Source organism: Bradyrhizobium sp. 25ACV (assembly GCF_054863005.1).
The window spans coordinates 40051-60014 of sequence record NZ_JAVAYO010000007.1; the positions used below are offsets into that span (position 1 = coordinate 40051).

Sequence of the window (19964 nt, forward strand, 5' to 3'; positions counted from 1 at the left end):
AACAGCAGCATGAATCGACAGATGGTCCTGGTCGGCTTCCTCCAGGCGCAGAACTGCACCAATTTGCCGAGCTCCTGGCGGCATCCGGATTCGCGCGACCATTCGATGTCGGCGGACTATTATCAGGAGATCGGCAGGATTCTCGAAGCCGGCAAGTTCCACATGGCCTTCTTCGACGATCGCCTGGCAATGCCGGACCGCTACGGCAACGACCACGCCCATACCGTCGAATACGGCATCCGCTGCGTGAAGATGGATCCGCTGATCGTGCTGACCACGATGGGCATGGTCACCGAGAAGCTCGGGCTGGGAGCAACCTGCTCGACCACCTATTACGAGCCGTTCGACGTCGCCCGCCGCTTCGCAACGCTCGACCTCATGTCCGGCGGACGCGCCGGCTGGAACGTCGTGACCTCGCTCAACGACGGCGAGGCCCTCAACATGGGGCGCGACTCCCATCCCGAACATGATTCCCGCTACGACAAGGCCGACGAGTTCATGGAGGTCGTGCTCGGCCATTGGGACACCTGGGAAGACGGCGCACTCATCATGGACAAGAAGACCGGCCGCTTTGCTGATCCGACCAAGGTGAAGCGGCTCGACCACAAGGGCGCGGCGTTCAAATCACGCGGGCCGTTCACCGTGCCGCGTTCGCAGCAAGGCCACCCCGTGATCATCCAGGCCGGGGCATCGGGCCGAGGCCAGCGCTTTGCCGGGCGATGGGGCGAGGTGATCTTCACCGCCGCGCGCAATCTTCAAGGCGCCAAGGACGGCTATGCGTCCGTGCGCAACGAGGCCGCCAAGGCCGGCCGCGATCCCGACCAGATGTTCCTCTGCAATTTGACGACGCCGGTCTGTGGCGCGACCAAGGCGGAAGCCGAGGACAGGATGGCGCTGATCAACAAGCTGCCGCTCCAGATCGACGCGCTGTCGCTGCTTGCCGAAGCGCTCAACTACGACTTCGCCTCCAAGGATCTCGACGAGCCGCTGACCACTGACGAACTGAAGAGCATGCAAGGTATCTTGGGCATCCGCGACGGCGTGCTGAAGAATTCAGGCAAGAGCAATCCGAGCGCGCGCGACTTCGTTACTTTCTCCGGCCGCGGGCAGGTGCAGGACGCGATGGTCGGCGGTCCCAAGGAGATCGCGGACAAGCTCGAGGAAATGTTTGTCGAGCGCGGCTGCGACGGCTTTGTCATCGCAGCGACCTATGTGCCCGGCTCCTACGCCGATTTCGTGCAGCATGTCGTCCCGGAGCTGCAGCGTCGCGGCCTGTTCCAGAAGGACTATCGCGGCAAGACATTGCGGGAAAATCTCGGACTGAAGCGGCCCGCGGCCGGCGCCTGGAAGATGCAGCCGCGCAATGCCGCGGAATAGCAACGAGGACTTAACATGCGCTGGCTGAAATTTACTGACGCAGGCAAGACCTCGTGGGGGATCGTCGAGGGAGATAAGGTCGTCGCGGTCGACGGCGATCCCTTCGGTGAATGGCAGCGCACCTCGCGCACGCATTCGCTGTCGCAGGTCGGGATCGAGCTGCCGCTGATCCCCCGCACCTTCTATTGCGTCGGCCTCAACTATCTGAAGCATCTGAAGGAGGCCGCCGACAAGCGTGGCGAAGTGCCGGCCGTGCCCGATCGTCCCGAGATCGGCTATCGCGCCCAGAACGCGCTGATCGCACATGACGAGGAGGTCGTGATCCCGTCCTTTGCGACGGACAAGATCCATTACGAGGGAGAACTCGTCGTCGTCATCGGCAAGAAGGTGAAACATCTCACCAAAGACAACGCCATGGATTGCGTGTTCGGCTACACCATCGGCAACGACGTCAGCGAGCGCAGCTGGCAGAAGGCCGACCGCAGCCTGTGGCGCTCGAAGAACGCCGACACGTTCAAGCCGATGGGGCCGTGGATCGAGACCGAGGCCGATCTCGAACAGATGGAAACGGTGGTCCGGGTCAACGGCAAGGAGACCAACCGCTTCGCTACCGGCGACATGATCTTCGGTGTGGTGCCGTTCCTGGTGGAGCTGACCAAGTATTTTACGTTGTGGCCCGGCGACGTGATCTGGATGGGCACGGACGGTGCCTCGCCCGACATCAAGCACGGTGACGTCGTGGAGATCGACATCACCGGTGTCGGAACGTTGCGGAACAGGTTTGTGCGGGAGGGGCAATAGCGGTCCAGCAGCACCGGTGCTGTAGGGTGGGCAAAGGCGCTCTTGCGCCGTGCCCACCATCTTTTTCCGTCGTGAAAGATCGTGGGCACGCTTCGCTTTGCCTACCCTACGACACCTTCTTCAAAACGGCAGCGCCACGCTCGACTTGATCTCCTTCAACACCACGTTGCTGCGGACATAACGGATGCCGGGAATGCGGAACATGAACTCGTCGAGGAATCTGTTGTAGGCCGCCATGTCCTGCACGACGACGCGCAAATGATAATCGGCGTCGCCCGTGGTCGCAAAGCACTCCAGCACTTCGCGGCGTTTGGTTACCCGCGCGACGAACTCGTCGACGAACTTCGCGTCGTGCCGCTCCAGCGAGACGTGGAGGATGGCCGACATCGCAAAGCCCGCCTGCTCGCGCGCGACCAGCGCCGCGTAACCCTGGATGATGCCGGCTTCCTCCAGCGCGCGCACGCGGCGCCAGCAGGCAGAGGTGGACATGCCGACCTCATCCGCCAGTTGCTGGTTGGTTGCACGGCCATCCTTCTGGAGATGGGCGAGAATCCGCGTGTCCTGGTCTTCGATCATCGATCGGCCCAATCTGGTGTATTCTGCCGCAGAATAGCCATATCCGGGATAATTTACCAGAATCAGGTTGCAACCAGGAAAGATAGGTAAGACCTACCAACCATCAGGGCCTACCCTCCGCTCATCCAGCAAGGATGCCGCGGGAGGCCCGCATGGACGCCATTCCGTCACTCGACTCCTATGAACTCTCCGATCGCTACGATCGCGAACACGGCCGCGTCTTCCTTACGGGCACACAGGCCATCGTCCGCATCGCGCTCGACCAAGTCAGGCGCGATCGGGCCGCGGGGCTCAACACCGCCGGCTTCATCTCAGGCTATCGCGGCTCGCCGCTCGGCGGCATCGACCTCGAGCTCTGGCGCATCCAGGAGCGGCTAAAGCGGGACCATGTCGAATTCCTGCCAGCCGTGAACGAGGACCTCGCCGCGACCGCGGTACTCGGCTCGCAGCAGGTCGAGACGCAGGGAGATCGCGAGGTCGATGGCGTGTTCGGGCTCTGGTACGGCAAGGGACCCGGCGTCGACCGCTCCGGCGATGCGCTGAAGCACGGCAACGCCTACGGCTCCTCGCCGCATGGCGGTGTGCTGGTGGTCGCCGGCGACGACCATGGCTGCGTCTCCTCCTCGATGCCGCACCAGTCCGACGTCGCCTTCATGAGCTGGTTCATGCCGACGCTGCATCCCGCAAGCGTTGGCGAATATCTCGAATTCGGCGAATATGGCTACGCGCTGAGCCGCTTCTCCGGCATGTGGGTCGGCTTCAAGGCGATCTCGGAGATCGTCGAGTCGGGCGCCTCCGTCGCGTTGCACCCGCCGCGCCTCTTCCGCACGCCAGAGTTCACGCCGCCGCCCGATGGACTGCACTACCGCTGGCCTGATTTGCCGGGCCCGCAGATCGAGGAACGGCTCGAGGCGAAGAAGCACGCGGTCTACGCTTTCGCCAAGGCCAATCCGATCGACCGTCACATCTACGACATTGCGGACGCCACTTACGGCATCGTCACCACCGGCAAGGCACATCTCGACCTGATGGAGGCGCTGCGGCTGATGGGGCTCGACGAGGCCGCCTGCCGCAGCATCGGCATCGACGTTTACAAGGTTGGCATGGTCTGGCCGCTGGCGTTGCATGACGCCATGGACTTCGTGAAAGGCAAGCGCGAGATCCTCGTGGTCGAGGAGAAGCGCGGCATTATCGAGAGCCAGTTCAAGGAATATTTTTACGACTATCCTGGCAGCAAGCCGGAGCGCATGGTCGGCAAGCACGATGAAACGGGGGCAAGGCTGATCTCCTGGATCGGCGAATTGTCGCCTCGCGCGCTCGCCGGCGTGCTGGCGCGCCGGCTTGATCCGATGTTTCCAGGCCTCAATCTCGCCGCACGCGCGGCCGCCCTGATGCCGGAGGCAGCGCGCACGATCAACGTCAGCGGCGCGACACGAACGCCGTATTTTTGCTCGGGATGTCCGCACAACACATCAACCAAGGTGCCTGAAGGCTCCAAGGCGCTGGCCGGGATCGGCTGTCACTTCATGGCAAGCTGGATGGACCGGGAGACCTCGTCGCTGATCCAGATGGGCGGTGAAGGCGTGAACTGGGCGGCTTCGTCACGCTTCACCGGCCACAAGCACATCTTTCAGAACCTCGGCGAAGGCACCTACTACCACTCCGGCTCGATGGCGATCCGGCAGGCGATCGCTGCCAAGGCCAACATCACCTACAAGATCCTGTTCAACGATGCCGTCGCGATGACCGGCGGCCAGCCGGTCGACGGCCCCATCAGCGTGCATGCCATCGCCCACAGCGTCCGCGCCGAAGGTGTGGCGCGCATCGCGCTGGTGTCGGATGATCCCGCACAGTTCTCGCCTGCCGACCTGCCGGCCGGCGTCACCCTTCATCCACGCGAAGAGATGGATGCCGTGCAGCGCGAGCTGCGCAATATCCCCGGCGTCTCGGTCCTGATCTATCAGCAGACCTGCGCCACGGAGAAGCGACGCCGGCGCAAGCGTGGGCAGATGGCCGACCCCAAGCGCTTCGCCTATATCAACGATCTCGTCTGCGAAGGCTGCGGCGACTGCTCGGTGGAATCCAACTGCCTCAGCGTCGAGCCGAAGGAGACGCCGTTCGGCCGCAAGCGCCAGATCAATCTGTCGGCCTGCAACAAGGATTTTTCCTGCCTGAACGGATTCTGCCCGAGTTTTGTGACCGTCGAAGGCGCGACGCGCCGCAAAAAGAGCGCGAGCCAGATCGACGCCGTTGGTCGGGCCGCCACACTTCCGTTGCCCGCGACGGCAACGCTCGACCGCCCCTACGACCTGCTGGTGACCGGCGTCGGTGGCACCGGCGTCATCACAGTGGGTGCGCTGATCGGCATGGCCGCGCACCTGGAACATCGCGGCGTCTCGGTGCTCGACTTCACCGGCTTTGCGCAGAAGTTCGGGCCCGTGCTGAGCTACATCCGCCTCGCCTCGAGTCCCGAGGCGCTGCATCAGGTCCGTATCGACCAGGGCGCAGCCGATGCGCTGATCGGCTGCGACCTTGTGGTGAGCTCCTCGCCAAAAGCCTCAGGCACTTACCGCCGCGGCACGCGTGCAGCGGTCAACACCGCGGAGATGCCGACCGGTGACGTCGTCCGCTTCCGCGACGCCGATCTCGCCTCCCCCGCGCGCCTGCGTGCCATTGGCCAGGTCATCGGCGAGAACGATCTCAGTACCATCAACGCCAACGCACTGGCGGAACGGCTGCTCGGCGATGCCGTCTATGCCAACATCATCATGCTCGGTTTTGCCTGGCAGCGCGGTTTGGTGCCGATTTCGCTGCAAACGCTGCTGCGCGCAATCGAGCTCAACGGCGTCGCCGTCGAACGCAACAAGCAGGCCTTTGCCTGGGGCCGGGTCGCCGCAGCCGATCCGGACTTTTTGCCGAGGGTGGACGATGCGCCCAAAGCCGAGACGCTCGACCAGATGATCGACCGTCGGGCCGTTTTCCTCACCGCCTATCAGGACGACGCCTATGCGGCGCGCTACCGGGCGACCGTCGCGAGGGTCCGCCGAGCCGAAGCTGTCCTGAACAGCGAGGCCCTGACCGAGGCCATCGCCCGCGCCCTGTTCAAGCTGATGGCCTACAAGGACGAGTATGAGGTGGCGCGCTTGCACATGCAGGGCGGATTCCTCGATGAGCTGAAGCGAGAATTCGAGGATGGCTTCAGAGTCCAATATCACCTCGCTCCGCCCTTCCTGCCGTCGCAGCGCGACGCACGGGGGCGGCCGCGCAAGCGCGCCTTCGGCCAATGGATCCAGATGCCGCTCGCCACGCTCGCGCGCTTGAAGGGACTACGCGGCACGCGGTTCGATCCGTTCGGCTACACCCGGGAAAGGCGCACCGAGCGCGAACTGATCGCCTGGTATGAAGGCTTGATCGAGCGGATGCTCGGCGGGCTCGATGCGGCGCATCTGCCAGGTCTCGTCGCAATCGCAACAGCGCCGATGGACATCCGCGGCTATGGCCCGGTCAAGGACACCGCGATCGAGAAGGCGAAGATCGAGGTCGAGCGGCGGTTCAATGAACTCCACCCGTCGTCGCCGGCAGAGCTGCGCGCCACCGGTTGACGCGGAGCCGGCGAGGCTTCAGCCTCTATGTCCGGGAGGGCGCCCTGACGGCTGCCCGCCAATCGGGTGACGCATCATGGATTTCGACCAGTTGACCCTGACCCAGGCCGCGGCCGCCCTCCGCGCCGGTTCAGTCGAGAGTACCGCGCTCACAACGGAGGCTCTTGCCCGCGCCAAGGCCAATGCCGATCTCAATGCCTTCGTCACGCTGGACGAGGCCGACGCCTTGAAGGCCGCCGCGGCATTCGACGCGACGGGCGACAAGAACAAGCCGCTCGGCGGTGTGCCCGTCGTGATCAAAGACAACATCGAGGTCGCGGGACTGCCCTGTAGCGCCGGCACACCCGCACTCAGAGATTACGTTCCAAGGGCCGATGCGCCGGTCGTGGCAAAGCTGCGCGCTGCGGGCGCGATCATCATTGGCAAGACCAGCATGCATGAGCTGGCCTTCGGCATCTCCGGCTACAACACCGCGTTCAAGACCGGCACCGAGTTCGGCGTGCGCAACGCCTATGACCGCACTCTGATCGCCGGCGGCTCCTCGTCCGGGACCGGTGCTGCGATCGGCGCGCGGATCGTCGCAGGCGGGCTCGGCACCGACACTGGTGGGTCGGTGCGCGTGCCCGCCGCGCTGAACGGATGTGCCTCGCTGCGCCCGACCGTCGGCCGCTATCCACAAGAAGGCATCGCCCCGATCTCGCACACGCGCGACACCGCAGGCCCGATGGCCGCGACCATGGCCGACGTCGCGCTGCTCGATCGCGTGATCGCGGGTGGCGCGGTGGTCCTACCTGCCGACCTGAAGCAGGTGCGGATCGGCATCGTGAAGACGATGTTGACCAATCTCGATGTCGACACCGAAACCGCTTTCCAGGCCGCCATCGTGCGGATGAAGGCCCACGGCGTCACGGTGGTCGAGGTCGAGATGCCGCAGCTCGCCGAACTCAACGGCCAGGTCGGCTTCCCGGTCGCGCTGTACGAAGCCTATGACGATATGGTCGGATATCTCGCCCACACCGGCACAGGCCTCACCATCGAGGCACTGGCGAGGGAGATTGCGAGCCCCGACGTGAAGGGCACCTATGATGGCCTCGTCATCCCGCGCAAACTGCCGGGTCCGGACAATACGCTGCTCGATGCCGGGCCGATCTACGACGCGGCGATCAAGACCGCACGACCGGCGCTACAGGCGCTCTATGCCAGGACCTTCGCCGATCATCGGCTCGATGCCATCGCTTTCCCGACCACGCCGCGCGTCGCAATCGCCTCCAATTCCGACTCCAGCAGCCTCGAGAACTTCGGACTGTTCATCCAGAACACCGATCCCGGCAGCAATGCCGGCATTCCCGGAATCCAGATCCCGATCGCGCTCGGCGCCACCAGCGAGCTGCCGATCGGCCTTGAGCTGGACGGCCCGGCGGGCAGCGATCAGCGGCTGGTTGCGATCGGCATGGCGCTGGACAAGGTATTCGGACGGCTGCCGCCGCCGCGCCGCTCATGAATACGGATTGATCAGTTTTTGCTGCTCGGAACTGTGGTGCGCGAGCAGGTCGATGAAGGTCCTGACCTTTGCCGACAGATGATGACGATGCGGATAGACCGCGTTCATCGACAGCTCGATCGTCCGATATTCCGGCAAGAGGCGCACGAGGCGGCCGGCTTCGAGGTCGTCCTGAATGAGAAATCCCGCCATCAGACAGATTGCGGCCCCCTCCAGTGCGACCTTGCGCAGCGCTTCTCCGCTATTGGTGACGAAGCTGCCCGAGATGCGTACGGAGGCCGGTGCGCCTTTGCGATCGAGGAAGCGCCATTCGTCGCCGAACGGATAGTTCAGGTGCCGGCCACAATTATGCGCGGCGAGCTCGTCGAGCTTCTGCACCCGGCCGTGCTTCTCGAGATAATCGTGCGAGCAGCACAGCACGTGACGCCAGGTGGCGAGGCTACGGACGATCAGGCTTGAATCCGGCGGCGAGGTCATGCGCAAGGCGACATCGTAGCCTTCCTCGATGAGATCGACGTCAGCCTCGCCCATGCGCAGATCGACCTTGAGCTCCGAATAGGTCGACAGAAGCTTTGCCACCACAGGCGCGACGAACTGCACCATATGCGTGGCGACGTGGATGCGCAGCGTGCCGCGGGGCACCGACTGCAATTCACTTGCGATATCGTCGGCCTGTTCGATGTCGGCGAGGATCTGGACGCACCGGTCGTAATAGGCCTTGCCGATCTCGGTGAGGTTGACCTTGCGCGTGGTCCGCTGAAGCAGCCTCACCCCGAGCCGGTCTTCCAGCGCCTGAACGTGATTGCTCACCATGGTGGTCGACATGTTGAGCTTGCGGGCGGCTGCAGAGAAGCCGCCGGTCTCTACCACCCGGCTGAAGACTTCGAGGCTGGTCAATCGATCCACGGCGCTGATTATCCGCTTTTGATGGATAATCGCAAGAAATTCACCCCGATTATCTATCGAAACATCAGTTTCTCCGCGTGAAGCCTCGTGTGCAGCAGCCCGGGTGCGGTTAACAGCAATCGCTCGACGGGCGCGGCAATCGCTCTGGGGCAGTCGCGACTCCGGTTCGCTAGACATCATAACCAAGGCGATCTCTCCGGATTATCCAACCCTGGTGGATAATCCTTCCAGCATTTCGCCGATTATCACCCGGCCCAGAAAGACCAATAGTCTCAGCACGCCGATAGGAGACTTCCATGTCCGAGATGCCCCGCGCCGAGATTTTTCAGCAGGCAACTGAAATCACCCCCGATAACCCCAAGACCCCGCCGACTGCCCCGGCCCGGAACAGGGTGCGGCGCGCGGCGCTGGCGCTCGCGTTCCTCGCGGGCACTGCAACCGCTGTCTATTACGGGCACGATTACTGGACCAACGGCCGCTACCTCGAGACAACCGACGACGCCTATGTGAAGGCCGACTCCACGATCATCGCGCCAAAAATCTCCGGCTACATCGCCAAGGTGCTGGTCAGCGACAACGAAAAGGTGAAGGCCGGCCAGGCGCTGGCCAAGATCGACGACCGCGACTTCAAGGCGGCGCTCGACCAGGCCAAAGCCGACGTCGCCGCCGGCGAAGCCTCGGTGCGCAACATCGATGCCCAGCTCGAACTGCAACAGCCGATCATCGAGCAGAGCACGGCTGATGTCACCGCTGCCGACGCCAACCTGAAATTCGCGCAGGAAGAGCGCGCCCGTTACGACGACCTCATGAAGACCGGCTCCGGCACGATCCAGCGCGCGCAGCAGACCGACGCGGCGCTTCGCGCGAGCAGCGCGCAATTGCAGCATGCGAAATTCGGCCTTCTGGCCGCGCAGCGCAAGATCGACGTGCTCACCACCCAGCGCGCCCAGACGGCGGCCCAGCTCGAACGGGCCCGCGCGGTCGCGCAGCAGGCGACGTTGAACCTGTCCTATACCGAGATCACCGCGCCGGTCGACGGCACCGTCGGCGCCCGCTCGCTGCGCGTCGGTCAATACGTTCAGGCCGGCACGCAATTGATGGCGGTGGTGCCGCTCGATGCGGTCTACGTGGTCGCCAACTTCAAGGAGACCCAGCTCACGCATGTGCGGCCGGGTCAGCCGGTCGAGTTGCACGTCGACAGTTTTCGCAATCGAACCCTGCACGGCCATGTCGACAGCCTGTCGCCGGCAAGCGGGCTCGAATTCGCGCTGCTGCCGCCCGACAATGCCACCGGCAATTTCACCAAGATCGTGCAGCGGGTCCCGGTGAAGATCGTGCTCGACGACCACAGCCTCACCGGCCGGCTGCGCCCCGGCATGTCGGCGGTGCCGACGGTCGATACCAAGCAGGCGGTGCTGGCCGAGCGCGAGACGGCGAAGCGCCTCGCCGACAACACATCCCGCCCGAACGGCGGCTGAAGCCGGAAGGCGTCGGCGGGATTATCAAATCCTGCCGAACGATCCCTCCATAACTTCATCGATTATCGAAACCATTCGCCGAACGCATCCTGTCTCCGCACCCGAGACGAGGCTTCCATGAGCACGTTGCAACCGACCGTCGACGCCGCCACCAATCTCGCCGCCCCCGCAGCTCCGACCACGCCGGCGGTATCCGCAAAGACCTGGGTCGCGGTGATCGGCGCGACGCTCGGCGCCTTCATGGCGGTGCTGAACATCCAGATCGTCAACGCCTCGCTCGCCGACATCCAGGGCGCGATCGGCGCCGGCATCGACGACGGCGGCTGGATCTCGACCTCCTATCTGATCGCGGAAATCGTGGTGATCCCGCTGTCCGGCTGGCTGGCGCAGGTGTTCTCGATCCGGATTTACCTTCTGACCAACGCGATCCTGTTCCTGGTTCTCTCGGCGGCCTGCGCACTGGCGCAGGATCTGCCGCAGATGATCGTGCTGCGCGCCGTGCAGGGATTTACCGGCGGCGTGCTGATTCCGATGGCGTTCACGCTGATCATCACGCTGCTGCCGCGCGCAAAACAGCCGGTCGGTCTTGCGCTGTTCGCGCTGTCGGCGACGTTCGCGCCGGCGATCGGCCCGACCATCGGCGGCTATCTCACCGAGAATTTTGGCTGGGAGTACATCTTCTACGTCAACCTCATCCCCGGCGCGGTGATGGTCGGCATGCTCTGGTACGCGCTCGACGCCAGGCCGATGAAGCTGGCGCTGCTGCGCGACGGCGACTGGGCCGGCATCATCACCATGGCGATCGGGCTATCGGCGCTGCAAACCGTGCTGGAGGAAGGCAACAAGGACGACTGGTTCGGCTCGCCCTTCATCGTCAAGCTGTCAGTGATCGCGGCCGTCGCGCTGGCCGCCTTCCTGATCATCGAGCTCACGGTGAAGAAGCCGCTGCTCAATCTGCGCCTGCTCGTCCGCCGCAATTTCGGCTTCGGCATGCTCGCGAACTTCCTGCTCGGCATCGCGCTGTACGGCTCGGTCTTCATCCTGCCGCAATATCTGTCGCGCATCCAGGGCTACAATTCCGAGCAGATCGGCATGGTGTTGGCATGGACCGGATTGCCGCAACTCCTGCTGATTCCGCTGGTGCCGCGCCTGATGCAAAAGTTCGATGCGCGGGTCATCATCGGCATCGGCTTCGTGCTGTTCGCGGCTTCCAACTTCATGAACATCTATATGACCAATGATTACGCCGCCGACCAGCTGCTGTGGCCCAACGTCGTCCGCGCCATCGGCCAGGCGCTGGTGATGGCGCCGCTGTCGGCGGTCGCCACCGCGGGCATCGAGGCGGAGAACGCGGGCTCGGCCTCCGGCCTGTTCAACATGATGCGCAATCTCGGCGGCGCTGTCGGCATCGCACTGCTCCAGACCGTGCTGACCAAGCGCGAGCAGTATCACTCCAACGTGCTGATGCAGTCGGTCTCGGTGTTCGAGCAGGCCACCCGCACACGCCTGGAACAGCTCACGCAATATTTCGTCAATCACGGCATCCTCGACCGTGCGGATGCGGCGCATCGCGCCTATGTCGCGATTGGCCATACCGTGCAGAAGCAGGCCTATATCTTCGCCTTCAGCGACACGTTTTATCTGCTCGGCATGGCGCTGATCGTCGCGCTCGCCGCGGTGCTGTTCCTGAAGAAGCCCGGCCAGACCTCAGCCGGTGGTGCCCACTGACCGAACCCAGCAAGCAAGGAGAACGACCATGAGACCTCGCATGAATTTCTACCAGGCCGCGCCCGACACGATGAAAGCGCTGATGGCGCTGGAGACGCAGATCCAGTCCACGGGACTCGAAAAATCGCTGATCGAGCTCGTCAAGATCCGGGCGTCACAGATCAACGGCTGCGCCTTCTGCATCAACATGCACACCGAGGACGCGCGCAAGCGCGGCGAGACCGAGCAGCGCATCTACCTGCTCGATGCCTGGCGCGAATCCCCGCTTTACACCGATCGCGAACGCGCCGCGCTGGCCTGGACCGAATCGGTAACGCTGATCTCGCAGACGCATGCGCCTGACGACGTCTACGAGCAGATCCGCGCGCAGTTCTCCGAGGAAGAGACGGTGAACCTGACCATGCTGATCGGCGCCATCAACGCCTGGAACAGGATCGCGATTGCGTTCCGTGCGGTTCATCCGGTGAAGGTGAAGGCGTCCGTGGCGTGACGGGAGGCGCTCCCCTCACGGGTAAGTCTCGTAGGGTGGGCAAAGGCGCACTTGCGCCGTGCCCACGTCTTCCCATCAAATAGGCAGGACGTGGGCACGCTGCGCTTTGCCCACCCTACGGCAGCTCAGTACGCGGCTCAGACCGCCGTCGCCTTGGCGAACTCCACGTAGATTTCGCGCAGGCGCGTGGCCATCGGGCCGGGCTTGCCGTCGCCGATCTTCTTGCCGTCGATCGCAACCACGGGCTGGACAAACAGTGACGCCGAGGTGGCAAAAGCTTCCTTTGCAGCCAGCGCCTCGGCGACCGTGAACGAGCGCTCCTCGACACGGAGCTGACGCTCCTCGGCGAGTGCCACCACGGCCTTGCGGGTGCAGCCCGGCAGGATCGCGTTGGAGTTCTTGCGGGTGACGATGACGTCGTCCTTGGTGAGGATGAACGCCGAGGACGAGCCGCCCTCGGTGACGTAGCCGTCTTCCAGCATCCAGGCTTCGCCGGCGCCGGCCTCAGCCGCAGCCTGCTTTGCCAGGACCTGCGCCAGCAACGCCACGCTCTTGATGTCGCGCCGCTCCCAGCGGATATCAGGCACGGTAATGACGTTGATGCCGGTCTTCGCGGATGCGGCGTTGATGATGTCCTTTTCGGAAGTGAACATCACCAGGCTCGACTTGACGTCGCCCTTGGGAAACGGAAAGTCGCGGCCCTTGTCGGCGCCGCGCGTCACCTGGAGATAGACGAGGCCGTTGGCGACCTTGTTGCGCGCGATCAGCTCCTTCTGCAGCTCGGTAATGCGCTCGACCGTCTCCGGCAGCTTCAAGCTGATCTCGCCGACCGAGCGCTCCAGCCGCGCCAGATGCGAGGCGTTGTCGACCAGCTTGCCGTCGAGCACGGCCGAGACCTCATAGATGCCGTCGGCAAACAGGAAGCCGCGATCGAGGACCGAGATCTTGGCGTCCGAGAGCGGGACGAATGAGCCGTTGACGTAGGCGATCGGGTCCAAGGCAGGTCTCCTGGGGAGAAGGGGGAATTTGGGGCGTTATACGCTGATTGAGGGGCGCAATCATCCCTCGTTTCGTCATTCCGGGGCATTCGCAAAGCGAATGAACCCGGAATCTCGAGATTCCGGGCCTGCGCCTTCGGCGCATCCCGGAATGACGGCAGCGGTAATTAATGCGACAGAATCTTCGACAAGAACTTCTGCGCGCGGTCGCTGCGCGGCTGGCCGAAGAAATCGTCCTTGGCCGCGTCCTCGACGATCTCGCCGCGGTCCATGAAGATCACGCGGTTGGCGACCTTGCGGGCAAACCCCATCTCGTGGGTGACGACCATCATGGTCATGCCCTCATGGGCGAGATCGACCATGACGTCGAGCACTTCGCTGACCATTTCGGGATCGAGTGCCGAGGTCGGCTCGTCGAACAGCATCACGATCGGGTCCATGGCGAGCGCGCGCGCGATCGCCACGCGCTGCTGCTGGCCGCCGGAAAGCTGCGCGGGAAACTTCTGCGCCTGTTCCTTCAGGCCGACGCGATCCAGCAGCATCATGCCCTTCGTCACCGCCTTGTCAGACGACCTGCCCAGCACCTTCTGCTGCGCGAGGCAGAGATTGTCGATGATCTTGAGGTGCGGGAACAGCTCGAAGTGCTGGAACACCATGCCGACGCGCGAGCGCAGCTTGGGCAGATTGGTCTTGGGATCGTTGACCTTGGTGCCGTCGACGCTGATGTCGCCGCTCTGGAACGGCTCCAGCGCATTGACGCATTTGATCAGCGTCGACTTGCCCGAGCCCGAGGGACCGCAGACCACGACCACCTCGCCCTTGGTGACGCTGGTGGTGCAATCGGTCAGCACCTGGAAGCTCGGAGTGTACCATTTGTTGACGTGGCTGATTTCGATCATGACCGACACGCTCTATCGAATGATGGCGATGCGCGCCTGAAGGCGACGGACGCCGAAGGACGCGATACAGGAAATGGTGAAGTAGACGACCGCTGCGAACAGATACATTTCGACGAGGCGCCCGTCGCGCTGCGCGACCTTGCTCGCCGCTCCCAGGAAGTCCGTGATCGAGAGGACGTAGACCAGCGAGGTGTCCTGGAACAGCACGATGGTCTGGGTGATCAGGACCGGCAGCATGTTGCGGAAGGCTTGCGGCAACACGACGTAACGCATGGTCTGGGCGTAGGTCAGCCCCAGCGCGCTGGCCGCGGCCGGCTGGCCGCGCGAGATCGACTGAATGCCGGCGCGCATGATCTCGGAGAAGTACGCCGCCTCGAACATGATGAAGGTGATGAGCGAGGATGCGAACGCGCCGACGCTGATGGGACGCGAGGCACCGGTCAGCCATTGCCCGATATAGGGCACCAGGAAGTAGAACCAGAAGATGACCAGCACCAGCGGCAGCGAGCGCATGAAGTCGACATAGACCCCGGCGATCCGGCCGAGGATCTTGAAGCCGGACAACCGCATCAGCGCGAGCGCCGTGCCGAAGACCAGGCCGCCGAGAGCTGCGAGCCCCGTCAGCGTCAGGGTGAACGTCATGCCCTCGTAGAACAGATAGGGCAGTGCGCGGCGGATGACGTCGAAATCGAGATTGCCGAACATCGCTTATTTCCCCGTGATGTAGCCGGGGATCGCGACCCAGCGCTCGAGGAAACGCATCGCGGTCACGACGACGGCGTTGACGAGAAGATAGAGGATGGTCGCGGCGGTGAAGGCCTCGAACACCTGGAACGAGAACTCCTGCATCGAGCGCGCCTGTCCGGTCAGCTCGAGCAGGCCGATGGTGATCGCGACCGCCGTGTTCTTGATGGTGTTGAGGAACTCCGACGTCAGCGGCGGCAGGATGATGCGGAACGCCATCGGCAGCAACACATAGCGATAGCCCTGTGCGGTGGTCAGACCCAGCGCGGTCGCCGCCATCTTCTGCCCGCGCGGCAGTGAGCCGATGCCGGCCTGCAGCTGCACGGCCACGCGCGCCGACATGAAGAAGCCGACGCCGATCGCCGCCGTCCAGAACGGCGCGTTCGGCAGCTGCTTCAGCCAGGTGCCGGCGCCTTTCGGTAGCAGTTCAGGCAGCACGAAGAACCACAGGAACAGCTGCACCAGCAGCGGCATGTTGCGGAAGAATTCGACATAAGCGAAGCCGAACCAGTTCGCACCCTTCGACGGCAGCGTGCGCATGACGCCGACGAGCGAGCCGGTGATCAGCGCGATGACCCAGGCCAACGCCGCGGTCTTCAGAGTCAGCACCAGGCCCGACAGCAGCATGTCGAGATAGGTGCCGGTCCCCATCGGGTTCGGCTGGAAAAAAATTCCCCAATTCCAGTTGTAGTTCACGTGTCCCCCGCGCGAACGCGCCAGTCAGAGATATCCTGGCTGCCTATGCAAATGTCCGGCCACCCCTGTGTCAAGAGTGGCCGGACATGATCCCGATCGAAAGATCGAGGTTATCTTACTTATAGTCGTCCGGGTTCGGCGAGTCCGAAGGCTTCGCGAACTCGTTCTTCAGCTCGGCCGAGATCGGGGTATTGAGGTTGAGGCCCTTCGGCGGAATCTTGGCCGTGAACCACTTGTCGTAGATCTTCTGGGCCTCGCCGGACGTATAGAGCGCAGCGGTCGCCCCATCGACCACCTTCTTGAAGGCAGCGTCGTCCTTGCGCAGCATGATGCCGTAGGGCTCGGGCTTGGAGAATGCGTCCTTGGAGACGGCGTAGTCATCCGGCGACTTCGAGCCGGCGACGAGGCTCGCGAGCAAGATGTCGTCCATGACGAAGGCGACAGCGCGGTCAGTTTCGACCATCAGGAAGGCTTCGGCGTGGTCCTTGGCGGGGATGATGTTTGCGCCGAGGCTTTTCGCGACGTTGGCCTCGGTGAGCTGCTTGATGTTGGTGGTTCCCGCGGTCGAGACCACCGTCTTGCCCTTGAGGTCCTCGATCGACTTCAGGCCGCTCGACTTCTTGAAGACGTAGCGGCTGGCGGTCAGGAAGTGGGTGTTGGTGAAGGAGACCTGCTTCTGGCGCTCGGCATTGTTGGTGGTCGAGCCGCATTCGAGGTCGATGGTGCCGTTGGCCATCAGCGGGATACGGGTCGCCGACGTCACCGGGTTGAGCTTGACCTCGAGCTTGTCGAGCTTGAGCTCCTTCTTCACGGCGTCGACGATCTTGTAGCAGATGTCCATCGCGAACCCGACGGGCTTCTGATTGTCGTCGAGATAGGAGAAGGGGATCGAGGAGTCGCGGAAGCCCAGCGTGATGGCGCCGGTGTCCTTGATGTTCTTCAGCGTGCCTGTCAGCTCCTGGGCCCCGGCCTGGCTGACGGCGAAGGTCGCGGCGAGCGCGAGCCCAATGCTACGGAAATGTTTCACTTTTTTGGTCCCCTTTCAGGATGATGCGGCCCGGATGCAAGCACAGATTGGGCCGGATTAGAATGTGACTTTCGGCTGGCTTGCGGCAGAGGTTAATGGGCTCAGGTCAGCGGCTTGGGCAATTCCCCGAGATCCCAGAACAGGCCGGCCATCACCGTCAAGGCTTCTTCCGTCAATGGCAGCAGGATGTGCTCATTGGGCGCATGCTGGGAGCAGCCGGGATAGGAGTGCGGGACCCAGATCGTCGGCAGACCCAGGAACTCGGAGAATACGTCGTTGGGCAGCGAGCCGCCGAAGTTCGGCAGCACTGCCGGCGGCTTGCCGGTGGTCTGTTTCACCGAATCCGCGGCCCATTTGATCCAGGGGCTGTCGAAATCGGTCCGCGATGCAGCAAAGCTCTGCGCCGCTCGCACCTCGACCATCGGAAAGCCCCTCTGGACAAGGTGCGCGCGGACCGCCTCGATCAGGCCGCCGACCTCGGTGCCGACCACGAAACGCAGTTGCAGCACGGCATTGGCATGGCCTGGAATGGCGTTGGCCGGCTTCTCGATATTGCCCGATGACATCGCCAGCACTTCCAGCGTGTTCCAGGCGTAAAGCCGCTCGGCGGCCGACAGCCCCTCCTCGCCCCAGCTCTCGGCAAGCGCCGGCTCGTCCTCGGTCGGCACCACCTGTACGTCGGCAAGATAGCTGCGGATCTGGTTGCTGAGACGCGGCGGCTTCAGCGCGTCGAGCTGCAGGCGGCCATGGCCGTCGACCAGCGTCGAGATCGCATTGACCAGAATGGTCGCGGGGTTGGCGAGCACGCCGCCCCAATTGCCGGAATGGTGGCCGCCATCGCGCAGGTTCACATCGAGATGAATGCGGATGCCGCCGCGGCATCCCAGGAACAGCGTCGGGCGGTCGGCGGACAGGCGCGGCCCGTCGGAGGCCATGAACAGATCGGCCTTGAGCGCGTCGCGATTGAGGTCGCAGACCTTGCCCAGATCGGGCGAGCCGATCTCCTCGCCCATCTCGACGATGAACTTGGCGTTGAAGCCGAGCTTGCCGCCACGGGCGTCGCGCACCGCGCGGAGTGCCGCCATGTTGATGCTATGCTGGCCCTTGTTGTCAGCGGTGCCGCGGCCATAGAGCCGCGTGCCCGCAACCGTCGTGCGCCAGGGATCGCGGCCCTCGCGCCACTCGCCCTCCATGCCGTCGACGACGTCGCCATGGCCGTAGATCAGCACGGTCGGCGCGGAGGCGCTTTCGTGATGCTCGGCGAACAGGAACGGCGACTTGCCACTGGGGGACTCGACGATGCGGCTGGTGAAATCGAGCGCCGCGAAGGCCGGCACCATCTCCTGTTCCAGATAGGCGCGCAGCTCGGGACCGCGCGAGGGATTCTGGCTTTCGGTCTTGAAGGCGACGCGGCGGTCGAGTTCAGCGAGAAACGCACCGGATTTGAAATCCTCACGGGCGCGGGCGATGGCGTCGGCTCTGGTCATGACTTGCTTTTCGAGACTTTGAGACGAAGGACCCTACCCGAGACAGGGTGGCCTTCGAAAGTGGCGGGGACGTCGATAGTTCTTGGAGTTCTCTTGAACTTCTCTTGTGATTTCGTTCTTGCTCTCTTGAGACTGGCTTGCCAAGGGCGGCAGCCCGCTGATTTTGGCCTTGCCAAGCGCAGGTTATATGCAAGAACTTCGCCAAGTTCGGGCGCACATCTACCATTCGAAGAGCGCTCAGTATAGAGCGCCGGGGAACGATCATGGCCAAGCAGATCAGGCTCAACGCCTTTGCGATGAACTGCGTCGCGCACCAGTCGCCGGGCCTGTGGACCCATCCGCGCGACCGCACCGCCGAGTATAACCGCCTGCCCTATTGGATCGATCTCGCCAGGACGCTGGAGCGCGGCCGTTTCGACGGACTGTTCCTGGCCGATGTGCTCGGCGTCTACGACGTCTACGGCAACAGCCCTGACGCGGCCTTGCGCAACGCAGCACAGACGCCGTCGAACGAGCCGCTGCTGCTGCTCTCGGCGATGGCCGCGGTGACGAAAGACCTCGGCTTCGGCGTCACCAGCAATCTGTCGTTCGAGCCGCCCTACCCGTTCGCGCGGCGGATGTCGACGCTGGATCATCTCACCGAGGGGCGGATCGGCTGGAATGTCGTCACCGGCTACCTCGACAGTGCCGCGCGTGGCGCCGGCAAGGACAAGCAGACCGGGCATGATGACCGCTACGACATCGCGGACGAATATATGGAGGTGGTCTACAAATTATGGGAAGGGAGCTGGGAGGACGACGCCGTGCTGCGCGACCGCAAGCGCGGCATCTTCACCGATCCCGCCAAAGTCCATCGCATCAATCACGAGAGCGCGAACTACCGCATCAACAACACCATTCACCTCAGCGAGCCCTCGCCCCAGCGCACGCCGGTGCTGTACCAGGCCGGCACCTCGCCGCGTGGCCGCCAGTTCGCGGCCAAGCATGCCGAATGCGTGTTCATGTCGGGACCGTCAGCCAAGATCATTGCCCCGCGCGTGTCGGCGATCCGCCAGGAGGCCGCCGCGGTCGGCCGCAATCCGGCTGAGATCCTGATGTTCAACATGATGACGATCATCCTCGGCAACACGGAAGCGGAAGCTGCGGCGAAATATGCCGACTACCGGTCGCATATCAGTCCGGAAGGCGCGCTGGCCCTGATGTCGGGATGGACCGGCATCGACTTTTCCGGCTACGAGCTCGACCAGCAGGTGCGTCACGTCCAGAACGATGCCGGTCGCAGCGCCCTCGACAACGTCACCCGGGGCGATCCGGACCGCGTCTGGACCGTGCGCGACGTCATCGAGCATGTCGGCATCGGCGGCGCCGGCCCTGTCGTGGTCGGCACGCCGGAGATGGTCGCAGACAAGATCGAGGACTGGTTCGAGAAGACCGATGTCGACGGCCTCAACGTCGCGTTTGCGATCTCGCCCGGCGATTTCGAGGATATCGCCGACATGCTGGTGCCGGAGCTGACGCGGCGCGGACGTTACAAGCCGGAATATGCGAAGGGCACGCTGCGGGAGAAGCTGTTCGGCGCCGGCCACGCAAGGCTCGATGCGCCGCATCCGGCGGCGGGGTATCGAGTGGGGAAGAAGGGGTAGGCGCCACACTC

Annotated in this window: 16 protein-coding genes; 8 read left to right on the forward strand and 8 right to left on the reverse strand. The window is 63.8% G+C overall.

Annotated features, from left to right (window positions below):
- Positions 1–9: 9 nt before the first annotated feature.
- The gene (locus RAD04_RS17605; RefSeq protein WP_461624770.1) at positions 10–1377 is read left to right on the forward strand and encodes an LLM class flavin-dependent oxidoreductase; all 1368 of its coding nucleotides are present in this window, start codon (positions 10–12) and stop codon (positions 1375–1377) included.
- Positions 1378–1392: 15 nt separating this feature from the next.
- Complete coding sequence (locus tag RAD04_RS17610; RefSeq protein ID WP_461624771.1) at positions 1393–2178, forward strand: fumarylacetoacetate hydrolase family protein; 786 nt, start codon at positions 1393–1395, stop codon at positions 2176–2178.
- Positions 2179–2298: 120 nt separating this feature from the next.
- Here RAD04_RS17610 and RAD04_RS17615 read toward each other — a convergent pair whose 3' ends face one another.
- Positions 2299–2754: an Lrp/AsnC family transcriptional regulator gene (locus tag RAD04_RS17615; protein ID WP_183709291.1), complete on the reverse strand. Its 456-nt coding sequence runs from the start codon at positions 2752–2754 to the stop codon at positions 2299–2301.
- 152 nt (positions 2755–2906) lie between these two features.
- Between RAD04_RS17615 and RAD04_RS17620 the strand changes: the two genes are divergently transcribed.
- Together RAD04_RS17620 and iaaH are read left to right on the forward strand one after the other, a co-directional pair.
- Positions 2907–6356 (forward strand): indolepyruvate ferredoxin oxidoreductase family protein, encoded by a 3450-nt coding sequence (locus RAD04_RS17620; protein WP_461624772.1) that lies wholly within the window; start codon positions 2907–2909, stop codon positions 6354–6356.
- A gap of 76 nt (positions 6357–6432) precedes the next feature.
- Positions 6433–7857 (forward strand): indoleacetamide hydrolase, encoded by a 1425-nt coding sequence (iaaH, locus tag RAD04_RS17625; protein WP_461624773.1) that lies wholly within the window; start codon positions 6433–6435, stop codon positions 7855–7857.
- Here the strand turns inward: iaaH and RAD04_RS17630 are convergent.
- Complete coding sequence (locus RAD04_RS17630) at positions 7852–8763, reverse strand: LysR family transcriptional regulator (protein ID WP_461624774.1); 912 nt, start codon at positions 8761–8763, stop codon at positions 7852–7854. The genes iaaH and RAD04_RS17630 overlap by 6 nt on opposite strands.
- 296 nt (positions 8764–9059) lie before the next feature.
- On the opposite strand from RAD04_RS17630, the gene RAD04_RS17635 reads away from it, so the two are divergent.
- From RAD04_RS17635 to RAD04_RS17645, 3 genes are all read left to right on the forward strand, one after another.
- Positions 9060–10241: an HlyD family secretion protein gene (locus RAD04_RS17635; RefSeq protein ID WP_461624775.1), complete on the forward strand. Its 1182-nt coding sequence runs from the start codon at positions 9060–9062 to the stop codon at positions 10239–10241.
- A gap of 117 nt (positions 10242–10358) precedes the next feature.
- Positions 10359–11969 carry an MDR family MFS transporter gene (locus RAD04_RS17640; protein WP_461624776.1) on the forward strand — a complete coding sequence of 537 codons (1611 nt, stop codon included), beginning with the start codon at positions 10359–10361 and terminating at the stop codon, positions 11967–11969.
- Between the two features lie 28 nt (positions 11970–11997).
- Positions 11998–12459, forward strand: coding sequence for a carboxymuconolactone decarboxylase family protein (locus RAD04_RS17645; RefSeq protein ID WP_461624777.1), 462 nt, complete (start codon positions 11998–12000; stop codon positions 12457–12459).
- A 137-nt stretch (positions 12460–12596) separates the two neighbouring features.
- Here the strand turns inward: RAD04_RS17645 and RAD04_RS17650 are convergent, their stop codons facing one another.
- The 6 genes from RAD04_RS17650 to RAD04_RS17675 all read right to left on the reverse strand — a co-directional run bounded on the left by RAD04_RS17650 (position 12597) and on the right by RAD04_RS17675 (position 18310).
- Complete coding sequence (locus RAD04_RS17650) at positions 12597–13457, reverse strand: D-amino-acid transaminase (RefSeq protein ID WP_461624778.1); 861 nt, start codon at positions 13455–13457, stop codon at positions 12597–12599.
- A 167-nt stretch (positions 13458–13624) separates the two neighbouring features.
- On the reverse strand, positions 13625–14356 hold the full coding sequence (locus tag RAD04_RS17655) for an amino acid ABC transporter ATP-binding protein (protein WP_018321511.1): 732 nt from the start codon (positions 14354–14356) through the stop codon (positions 13625–13627).
- Positions 14357–14368: 12 nt separating this feature from the next.
- Positions 14369–15061, reverse strand: a complete 693-nt coding sequence (locus RAD04_RS17660) for an amino acid ABC transporter permease (RefSeq protein WP_028140044.1) — start codon at positions 15059–15061, stop codon at positions 14369–14371.
- 3 nt (positions 15062–15064) lie between these two features.
- Entirely contained in the window at positions 15065–15796 is a 732-nt protein-coding gene (locus RAD04_RS17665) for an amino acid ABC transporter permease (protein WP_104463171.1), read from the reverse strand.
- A 115-nt stretch (positions 15797–15911) separates the two neighbouring features.
- Positions 15912–16823, reverse strand: a complete 912-nt coding sequence (locus RAD04_RS17670; protein ID WP_461624779.1) for an amino acid ABC transporter substrate-binding protein — start codon at positions 16821–16823, stop codon at positions 15912–15914.
- Between the two features lie 101 nt (positions 16824–16924).
- On the reverse strand, positions 16925–18310 hold the full coding sequence (locus RAD04_RS17675) for a M20 family metallopeptidase (protein WP_461624780.1): 1386 nt from the start codon (positions 18308–18310) through the stop codon (positions 16925–16927).
- Positions 18311–18573: 263 nt separating this feature from the next.
- On the opposite strand from RAD04_RS17675, the gene RAD04_RS17680 reads away from it, so the two are divergent.
- Positions 18574–19953, forward strand: a complete 1380-nt coding sequence (locus tag RAD04_RS17680) for an LLM class flavin-dependent oxidoreductase (protein ID WP_461624781.1) — start codon at positions 18574–18576, stop codon at positions 19951–19953.
- Positions 19954–19964 lie beyond the last annotated feature (11 nt).